A 9,501-nucleotide genomic window follows, 5' to 3' on the forward strand; every position below is an offset into this window, starting at 1 on the left:
GCGGAGCACCGTGTGCCGCTCGTCTCACCTGCGCGAAAGCACCCCCACACGCCCTCCCAGCGACAGGAACCGGCCTTATTGTCTAAACGTCGAACGCCCCCGGGGCCGAGGGGCGGCCCCGCTTTAAGGAGCCCTCATGACCGCGCCCGTCGTCCACTCGCTGCGCGAACAGATCCGCGAGCACATCGTGGAGGGGATCGTGAGCGGGCGCTGGAAGCCGGGTGAGCGGATCGTCGAGCGGCGGATCGCGACGGAGCTGGAGGTCAGCCAGACCCCCGTACGGGAGGCCCTGCGGGAACTGGAGTCCCTGCGCCTGATCGAGTCGGCGCCGAACAAGGGCGTACGCGTACGGAACCTGACCGCGGCCGACCTGGAGGAGAGCTACCCCGTACGGGCCGGTCTGGAGGCCATCGCGGCGGAGCTGGCCGCGGAGAAGCTGGCCGAGGACTGCTCGGCCCTTGAGCCGCATGTCGCCGCGCTGTACGAGGCGGACCGCAGGTCGGACGGCACCGGCCAGGTGCGCCACACGGTCGGCTTCCACCGGGAGTTGGTCCGGGCCGCCGGCAACTCCGTGCTCCTGCACACGTGGGAGGGCCTGGGCATCGAGGTGTTCACGGCCCTGTCCATCCGCTGGCTGGGCACGGTCCAGCAGTCGTACGCCGAGGAACACGAGGACCTGGTGGCCGCGTTCCGGAGGCACGACCCGAGGATCGCCGACATCGTGAAGGCCCACGTCCTGGGCTGCGCGCCGCGCGCTTGATGGGGGGACTCTGGGACGGGTAAGGGCGGCGCGGGCGGAACCCTTCTCGAACAGCAGAGCACGCCACCGCTCAAAAACGCACTCCGACCTGCGAAAACACCCCACACTCCACGACACCCGGTGCCGTCGCCGAAGGCACCCCGTGCCGACTTTCTCGTAATCGAGAGGTTTTGCCCGTCAACCCTTTGATCGATCATCGATCAGTGGTTACAGTCACCGACGGGCTCCCACCAGAGCCCTCGCCCTGTCCTGCCACAGACAAAGGGCACCCCCGAACCCCTTGCCGATGAGGGAACCCCCCTCCGCATCCGGAAGGCGGCGCAATGACCGACCCCACCGCAATCCAGCCGAGCGCGCTCGACCAGCTCCCGGACCGCGATCCGGAGGAGACCGCCGAGTGGCAGGCCTCCCTGGACGCCGTCACCAAGGCAGCCGGGCCGCACCGTGCCGCGTACCTGATGCGGCGCACGCTGGAGCGCGCCGAGGCGGGCGGGCTCGCGCTGCCCAAGCTCCTCGAGACCGACTACGTCAACACCATCCCCACCGCCGCCGAGCCCGCCGTGGACGGTGACGAGGAGATGGAGCGCCGTATCACCGCGTGGAACCGCTGGAACGCGGCCGCGATGGTGACCCGGGGCAGCAAACACGGCGTCGGCGGCCACATCGCCACCTTCGCCTCCGCTGCCTGGCTGTACGAGACGGGCTTCAACCACTTCTTCAAGGGCAAGGACTCCAAGGACGCCCCCGGCAGCGGCGACCAGCTGTACATCCAGGGCCACGCCTCCCCCGGCATCTACGCCCGCGCCTTCCTCGACGGCCGTCTGACCGAGCAGCACCTCGACAACTTCCGGCAGGAGTCCGGCGGCAACGGCCTGCCCTCCTACCCGCACCCCCGCCGCCTCCCCTGGCTGTGGGAGTTCCCGACCGTCTCCATGGGCCTCGGCCCGCTGTCGGCGATCTACCAGGCGCGCTTCAACCGCTATCTCACCAACCGCGGTATCAAGGACGTCTCCCACTCCCACGTGTGGGCGTTCCTCGGGGACGGCGAGATGGACGAGCCGGAGTCCACGGCCGCACTCGCGCTCGCCAGCCGCGAGGGCCTGGACAACCTGACCTTCGTCATCAACTGCAACCTGCAGCGCCTCGACGGTCCGGTCCGCGCCAACTTCAAGATCGTGCAGGAGCTGGAGGCCCAGTTCCGGGGCGCCGGCTGGAACGTCGTCAAGACGCTGTGGGGCACGGCCTGGGACGAGTTGTTCCAGCTCGACACCACGGGCGCGCTCGTACGACGGCTCCGTGAAGTGCCGGACGCGCAGGTGCAGACGTACCAGACCCGTGACGCCGCCTACATCCGCCAGGACTTCTTCGGCAAGGACCCCGCGCTCGCCGAGATGGCCAAGCTGCTGTCCGACGACAAGATCCTCGAGTGTTTCCACCTCTCCCGCGGTGGTCACGAGGCGCGCAAGGTGTACGCCGCGTACAAGGCGGCCGTCGAGCACAAGGGTGCCCCGACCGTCATCCTCGCCCAGACCGTCAAGGGCTTCACGCTCGGCAAGGGCTTCGCGTCGAAGAACGCCAACCACCAGATGAAGAAGCTGACGGTGGACGAGTTCAAGACGATGCGCGACCTGCTCGGGCTCCCCGTCCCCGACGCGCAGTTCGTCGACGGGGTGGTCCCGTACGCCCACCCGGGCGCCGACTCCCCCGAGGTCCGCTACCTCCAGGAGCGCCGCGCGGCCCTCGGCGGCCCGGCCCCCGCGCGCCGTGCGCACGCCGTGGCCCCGCTGCCGGCCCCCGCGGACAAGCCCTTCACGTCCTTCGACAAGGGCTCCGGCTCCCAGAACGTGGCCACGACCATGGCCTTCGTCCGGCTCGTCAAGGACCTGGTCCGCGACAAGCAGAGCGGGAAGCGCTGGGTGCCGATCGTCCCCGACGAGGCCCGCACCTTCGGTATGGAGTCGCTCTTCCCCTCCCTCGGCATCTACTCGCCGAAGGGCCAGACGTACGAGCCGGTCGACCGCGACCAGCTGATGTACTACAAGGAGGCCAAGGACGGGCAGATCCTCAACGAGGGGATCACCGAGGCCGGTTCGATGGCCGACTTCATCGCCGCCGCCACCGCGTACTCCACGCACGGCGAGACGATGATCCCGTTCTACATCTTCTACTCGATGTTCGGCTGGCAGCGCACGGCCGACCAGATGTGGCAGCTCGGCGACCAGCTGGGCCGCGGCTTCCTGATCGGCGCGACAGCCGGCCGTACGACGCTGACGGGCGAGGGCCTCCAGCACGCCGACGGCCACTCGCCGGTGATCGCCGCGACCAACCCCGCGGCGCTGACGTACGACCCGGCGTTCGCGTACGAGATCGCCGTGATCGTGAAGGACGGTCTGCGCCGTATGTACGGCGAGGCCGCCCCCGGCGAGGACCAGGACGTCTTCTACTACCTCACCGTCTACAACGAGCCGCTGCCGCAGCCCGCGAAGCCGGCGGTGGCCGGGGTCGACGAGGGCATCGTCAAGGGCCTGTACCGCTTCAACACGGCGGAGTCGGCGGGGCTGTCCCCCGCTGCCAACTCCCCGCGCATCCAGCTGCTGGGCTCCGGTACGGCGATCCACTGGGCGCTTCAGGCGCAGAAGCTGCTCGCCGAGGAGTGGGGCGTGGCGGCGGACGTCTGGTCGGCGACGTCGTGGACGGAGCTGCGGCGTGAGGCGCTGGAGGCGGACGCGGCGCTGCTGCGGGGCGAGGAGCGCATTCCGTACGTGCGTCAGGCGCTCCAGGGTGCCGAGGGTCCGGTGCTCGCGGTCTCGGACTACATGCGTCAGGTGCCCGACCAGATCGCGCAGTGGGTGGAGCAGGACTACTCCTCGCTGGGCGCGGACGGCTTCGGCCTCTCCGACACCCGCGAGGCGGCCCGCCGCCACTTCGGCGTCGACGCGCCGTCCATCGTGGTCGCGGCCCTCGCCCAGCTCGCCCGGCGGGGCGAGGTCAAGGCGACGGCGGTGAAGGAGGCGCGGGACAGGTACCGCCTGTAGGGCCGGGGGTTTTCCTCGCCCCCGCCGCCCCTACCCGTCCCTTCCCTGGGGGCTGCGCCCCCAGACCCCCGCTTCGGCCCTGAACGGGCCTCGTCCTCAAGCGCCGGACGGGCTGGAAGTTCCAGCCCCTCCGGCGCTTGAGGAACGGCGGGGGCGAAAACAACCCCCGCGTCGCAGCCGCCCGGCATCATGACCCCATGCGTGCCGCCCGGCTCATCAGAATGGTGCTGTTGCTCCAGTCGCGTCCCTCCATGACCGCCGCCGAGCTCGCCCGCGAGCTGGAGGTGTCCGAGCGGACCGTGACGCGGGACGCGCAGGCGCTGTCCGAGGCCGGCGTGCCGGTGTACGCGGACCGGGGCCGAGCCGGGGGCTACCGGCTCATCGGCGGGTACCGGACACGCCTCACCGGTCTCGCCCGCAGCGAGGCGGAGGCCCTGTTCCTCTCCGGCGTACCGGGCGCCCTGCGCGAGATGGGGCTGGAGGACACCGCCTCGGCGGCCCGCCTCAAGGTGTCCGCCGCCCTCCTGCCCTCCCTCAAGGACGCCCCCCGCACGGCCGCGCAACGGTTCCACCTGGACGCCCCCGCCTGGTTCAAGGAGCCCGAGACACCCGATCTCCTCCCCACGGTCGCGGACGCGGTGTGGGACGACCGGATCGTCACCGCCCGCTACCACCGCGGGGACACCGAGGTCGAACGGCGGCTGGAACCGTACGCCCTCGTCCTGAAGGCGGGCACCTGGTACCTCTGCGCACGGGTGACGGAGCACGCGTCCTTCCGGGTGTACCGCATCGACCGCTTCACCGCGGTCGCCGTGGGCGAGGAACGCTTCACGCGCGACGAGGAGTTCGACCTGCCCGCCTTCTGGGAGGAACGGGCCGCCCAGTTCGCACGGTCGATCCTGCGCACGGAAGTCGTGGTGCGGCTGTCCGGCGAAGGCGTACGGCGGCTGGCGCACACCGCGGATCCCCAGGCCGTCCGCGAGGCCCTCGCGGCCGCGGGTGACCCGGACGAGCGGGGTCGTGTGACCGTGACGCTGCCCGTGGAGTCCGAGGAGGTCGCCCACACCCAGCTCACGGCCCTGGGCCCGGAGGTGGAGGTGCTGTCCCCGGCGGCCCTGCGCAAACGGTTCACCGAGGACGCGGCGCGGCTCGCGGAACTCTACGGTTCGTGACGCGATCCGCCGTCCTCGGGGTGCGCCCGCCCGCCACAGGCCCGATGCTGGTCCCGTGATGGACGAGACGGAGTTCTGGGAGCTGGTGGACGAGACCCGGGAGGCCGCCGAGGGCGACCCCGAGGACCAGGCCGACCTGCTCGTCGAACGTCTCGTCCAGTTGGACCCTGACTCGGTGCTGGACTTCGCCCGGCACTTCGAGTCCCGCTTCAACCGCGCCTACCGCTGGGACCTGTGGGGCGCGGCATGGATCCTGCTCGACGGGGCCGACGACGACGCCTTCGACTTCTTCCGGTGCTGGCTGATCGGCCGGGGCCGGGAGGTCTTCGAGGGCGCGGTGCACGATCCGGACGCGCTCGCCGATCTCCTGGACGACTTCGACGAGGAGGTCGACGGGGACGGCGAGGAACTGGGCTACGCGGCGGACGAGGCGTACGAACAGCTCACCGGCACCGTGGCCCCGGACCTCGGCATCCCGCCCGCGCCGCCCGAACCCGAGGGCACTCCCGTGGACTTCGAGAAGGAGGCCGCGCTCGCGGAGCTCTGCCCCAGGCTCTGGGAGCGGTTCAGGTCGTGACCTGACCGCGGTTCGTGGAGCGCGGCAGGTACGCGTACTCGGGGGCGGCGAGGGGCGCGGCGTGGTGCGGCGGGTGGTCCGGCGCGGCCGGGCGGTGCAGGGGCGCCGAGTTCGCCCGCTCCAGCGCGGACGCGGTGACGGCGGACGGGCCGAGCACGACGGCGACGGTCGCGCAGGCCACGGTCCACGGGCTCCGCAGGGACGCGGACCAGGTCTTCCCCGTGTTCCGCGCAGTGGTCTTCGGGTGCTGCGAACGGCTGCTGCTCATCTTCCCCACCTCCAGTCGGCGTGACACGACGAAGTTAGGGCGCCGGTCTTGGAGAACTCTGTGAGACGTCGGCGCGGTGTCTGTGAACCCCGTGAGAACCCGCTTCAGGATCATGAGAGGCATCTCAGACGGCTCAGCCGTCCGGGAAACGGGGGGAGCAGCTCTAGGACCGTCCCTGGAGGTGGGCGGCGGCGGCCCGGACCTCGGGGAGCCGTTCCGCGAGGGCCGCGCCGGGGCAGCTCGTCATATAGCCGTCGCTGTGGCCCGCGAGGGCGGGCAGCAGGACGGTGGTGCCGGCCGGGTACCGGCTGAGGTCGTTGCTGGACCGCAGCCGGACACCGCCGCGCGGGTCGGTGTCCGACAGACCCAGCTTCCAGGCGGTGAGGGCGCTGATCGCGTCGGTCATCGCCCGGGGCACGGGCACACCCGCGGTGAAGGTCCCGATGGCGGCGACACCCGCCGTACGGTGGTTGAAGCCCTGGGTGTGGGCACCGGTGACGGGCCGGTCGACTCCGCCGGCGCGGCCCTCGTAGATCGTGCCGCAGCGGTCGACGAGGAAGTTGTAGCCGATGTCGTCCCACTGCCGGGTGCCGGTCTGGCCCGCGTAGACGTCGCGGATGATGCGGGGCGCGTCCGCGCAGTCGTACGCGTTGGGCGTGTCCGTGTGGTGCACGAAGACGGCGAGGACCCGGTCGTCGTACCGCGCGGGCGGCTGGCTGGGCGGGGCGCTCCCCAGCCAGCGGGACCTCGGCACGATCGGCGGCCGGGGGGCCGTGTGCGCGACGGCGGTCCGGTCCGTCGCGGGGTGCTCGGCCGGGCCGGGTGGCGTACGGTCCGTCCCGGCGACCAGGTACAGCGCCATCCCGGCCATCACGGCCAGCCCGCCCGCACAGACCGACCCGACAAGAACGGCACGCGACGGCCGTACGACCCGTGGGGTCCCCTCCGCCTCGTGACCGGCGTGGGCGGCATGAGCGGCAGGCTCCGCACGCGCGGCCCCGGCCCGTACGGAAGCACCTCCGCGCGCGGCGGCGGCCCTGCGCACGACGGCCAGTGTCGCGGCCCGTACGCCCCCCTGTCGGCCGCGCCGGGTTCGCGCCCCCCGTGCTTTCCGGAAGACACGCATGCGCTCAGGCTCACCCGGATCCGCCGCCGCCGCGACGCGGGATGCGCCACCCGGTGGAACCATCGTCACGGTCCGGGACGTTTCTACAGGTCCAGGCATGTGCGGCCGGTTCCGGCGGGCCGTGCGCGCCTGCCTGATCACCGGGCCCTTCGCGCGCGTACTAGGGGGTCCAAAGAGAAAGGCGGCTTCGTGGATCTGCTCGACATCCTGCTGTTACTGGTGATCCTGGCCTACGCGGCGTCCGGTTACCGTCGTGGACTGGTCGCCGGGTGTGTCTCGCTGGCCGGGTTCGTGGGCGGCGCGGCTGTCGGCGTCTGGGTGCTGCCCTGGGTGATGGACCTGGTGACGGCGGGGACACCGGCCGCGACGATCACGGCCGTGCTGACGGTGCTGGCACCGGCGGTGGTCGGGCACGAGCTGGCGGGGCGCCTGGGCCTGCGGCTGCGCCACGAGCTGGACCGCGGCCCGCTCCGGGTGGCCGACGGCATCGGCGGGGCCGCCGCCAACACGGTCGCCGTCCTCATCGTGGCCTGGGTGGCCGCCAGTGTCCTGGGTGCGTCCTCGTCGTCCGTGGTGACACAGGCGATCCGGGACTCGGCGCTGCTCGGCGCCGTGCAGAAGACCATGCCGGACACGACTCCCGCCTGGTTCTCGCGCGCCACCTCCGCGCTCACCGAGGCGGGCTTCCCGCAGGTCTTCAACCCGTTCGAGAACGAGGCGACGGCCGAGGTCGCCAAGCCCTCCGGCGACAGCGTCACGGCGGCGGCCACGCGTGCGGCAAAGCGCAGCACCGTGAAGGTCGAGGGCGCCGCGGACGGCCAGGGCCGCGAGGGCAGCGGATTCGTCTACGCGACGGAGCACGTGATGACCAACGCCCATGTGGTGGCGGGCATCGACGAGCCGACCGTCCGCGTGGGCGGCGTGGGCCGCGCGTACGAGGCGCGGGTCGTGCTGTTCGACCCGGACAAGGACGTGGCGGTCCTCTACGTGCCGGGCCTCGACGCGCCCGTGCTCCGCTTCGACGACAGCGCCCGGCGCGGTGACTCCGCGGTCGTCGCCGGGTATCCGCAGGACGGCGGCCTGGACCTCCAGGCGGCCACGGTCGCCAGCCGTATCGACGCGACCGGCAAGGACATCTACAGCGCGGCCACGGTCACCCGGGAGATCTACGCCATCCGCTCCACGGTCCGCCCCGGCAACTCCGGCGGCCCGCTCCTCACCACCGACGGCCGGGTGTACGGCGTGGTCTTCGCCCGTTCCACCTCCGACAGCGAGACGGGTTACGTCCTGACGGTGGACGAGGTCGCTCCCGACGCCCGGCAGGCGAGGAACGCGACGACACCGGTGGACACGGGCGCGCTGATCGCCTCGTAGGGCTGTCGGTGCCTCTGTTGCCGGGGGCTCAGAGGTAACGCCCCATCATGACGTCGTCCACGTACGCCCCGTCGAGCAGGAACTCCTCCGGCAGGATCCCGTCCACCACGAACCCCTCGGACTCGTACAGCTTCCTGGCCGGGGTGTTGTGCCCGAGGACGCGCAGGGTGAGCCGTCGCGCGCCCTGGCGCCGGGCCTCCTCCTGCACGGCCCGCAGCAGCGCCCGGCCGACACCGGCCCCGCGTGCCTCGTCGGCGACGACGAGCCCCTGGATCTGCCGCACATGGGAGTTGCAGGCGAGCGGGGTCGAAAAGCCCAGCCTGATGTAGCCGACGAGTCTCCCACCGGACTCTGCGACGAGATGGTCCCGCGGGCCGAAACGCTCGCTGAAGAAGGGCTCGTACGGCGGTTGGGGGCGTGGCTGCACGGAGTGCAGCGTGGACCAGGTGGCCCGGTCGAGCAGGCCGAGCGTGTCCTCGTCGCCCAGGGTGGCGAAACGTATGTGCGGAGCAGGCATGGGGGCCACAGTACGGCGACCGGCCCAGGCCCGAGCGTGTGATGTGGCAACCCACCCGGCAGGATGTCCTCATGAACGCTGACGCACCACTGGGCGCAGACGCACCGCTCGAAACCGCCGCGTCACTGGGGGGCGGTGCCGAGGGGGCGCCGGCTCCCGGTTCCCGGGTCGCGATCGCCGGGTCGTCCGGGCTGATCGGTTCGGCGCTCGCGCGCTCGCTGCGGGCGGACGGATACGAGGTCGTACGGCTCGTACGGCGTACCCCGCTCGCCGAGAACGAGGTGCGGTGGGATCCGGAGGCCCAGCGCGTGGACACGGCGGGGCTGGCCGGGTGCGTGGCGGTGGTGAACCTCGCCGGGGCCGGGGTGGCGTCACGCCGCTGGACGGCGGCCTACAAGGTGAAGCTGCGCGCCGGGCGGGTGCTGGGCACGGCGGCGCTCGCCGAGGCGGTGGCCTCGCTCGACGTGCCGCCGCGGGTCTTCGTCAACGGCAGCGCGATCGGGTTCTACGGCGACACGGGCAACCGGGTGGTCGACGAGTCGGCGCCGCCCGGTGAGGGGTTCCTGCCGTCCCTGTGCGTGGAGTGGGAGGAGGCGACGGCGGCGGCGCAGGAGGCGGGCATCCGTACGGTGCTCGCCCGTACGGGGCTGGTGATCGCGCGGGGTGGTGGGG

9 protein-coding genes are annotated in these 9,501 nt (G+C 72.0%); 6 read left to right on the forward strand and 3 right to left on the reverse strand.

Annotated elements, in window-relative coordinates:
• Positions 1–136: 136 nt before the first annotated feature.
• The 4 genes from FNH04_RS34600 (at position 137) to FNH04_RS34615 (ending at position 5,544) form a co-directional block, all read left to right on the forward strand.
• Entirely contained in the window at positions 137–760 is a 624-nt protein-coding gene (locus FNH04_RS34600) for a GntR family transcriptional regulator (protein ID WP_152789810.1), read from the forward strand.
• Between the two features lie 323 nt (positions 761–1,083).
• Complete coding sequence (gene aceE, locus FNH04_RS34605; protein WP_152789811.1) at positions 1,084–3,795, forward strand: pyruvate dehydrogenase (acetyl-transferring), homodimeric type; 2,712 nt, start codon at positions 1,084–1,086, stop codon at positions 3,793–3,795.
• Positions 3,796–3,992: 197 nt separating this feature from the next.
• A complete protein-coding gene (locus FNH04_RS34610; RefSeq protein ID WP_152789812.1) occupies positions 3,993–4,967 on the forward strand; it encodes a helix-turn-helix transcriptional regulator in 975 nt (324 codons plus the stop codon).
• A gap of 55 nt (positions 4,968–5,022) precedes the next feature.
• On the forward strand, positions 5,023–5,544 hold the full coding sequence (locus FNH04_RS34615) for a DUF4240 domain-containing protein (RefSeq protein WP_322724709.1): 522 nt from the start codon (positions 5,023–5,025) through the stop codon (positions 5,542–5,544).
• On the opposite strand, the gene FNH04_RS34620 is transcribed toward FNH04_RS34615, so the two are convergent.
• Both FNH04_RS34620 and FNH04_RS34625 read right to left on the reverse strand, forming a co-directional pair.
• The gene (locus FNH04_RS34620; protein WP_152789813.1) at positions 5,534–5,812 is read right to left on the reverse strand and encodes a hypothetical protein; all 279 of its coding nucleotides are present in this window, start codon (positions 5,810–5,812) and stop codon (positions 5,534–5,536) included. The two genes, FNH04_RS34615 and FNH04_RS34620, sit on opposite strands and share 11 nt — an antisense overlap.
• 163 nt (positions 5,813–5,975) lie before the next feature.
• The gene (locus FNH04_RS34625) at positions 5,976–6,683 is read right to left on the reverse strand and encodes a peptidoglycan recognition protein family protein (protein ID WP_386575539.1); all 708 of its coding nucleotides are present in this window, start codon (positions 6,681–6,683) and stop codon (positions 5,976–5,978) included.
• Positions 6,684–7,127: 444 nt separating this feature from the next.
• Between FNH04_RS34625 and FNH04_RS34630 the strand changes: the two genes are divergently transcribed.
• On the forward strand, positions 7,128–8,312 hold the full coding sequence (locus FNH04_RS34630; RefSeq protein ID WP_322724710.1) for a MarP family serine protease: 1,185 nt from the start codon (positions 7,128–7,130) through the stop codon (positions 8,310–8,312).
• Between the two features lie 28 nt (positions 8,313–8,340).
• Here FNH04_RS34630 and FNH04_RS34635 read toward each other — a convergent pair whose 3' ends face one another.
• Complete coding sequence (locus tag FNH04_RS34635) at positions 8,341–8,829, reverse strand: GNAT family N-acetyltransferase (RefSeq protein ID WP_152789815.1); 489 nt, start codon at positions 8,827–8,829, stop codon at positions 8,341–8,343.
• Positions 8,830–8,900: 71 nt separating this feature from the next.
• Between FNH04_RS34635 and FNH04_RS34640 the strand changes: the two genes are divergently transcribed.
• On the forward strand, positions 8,901–9,501 hold a 601-nt coding region (locus FNH04_RS34640; protein WP_152789816.1), incomplete at its 3' end, for an NAD-dependent epimerase/dehydratase family protein.

It is taken from the genome of Streptomyces phyllanthi, from assembly GCF_009377205.1.
GTDB lineage: Bacteria > Actinomycetota > Actinomycetes > Streptomycetales > Streptomycetaceae > Streptomyces > Streptomyces phyllanthi.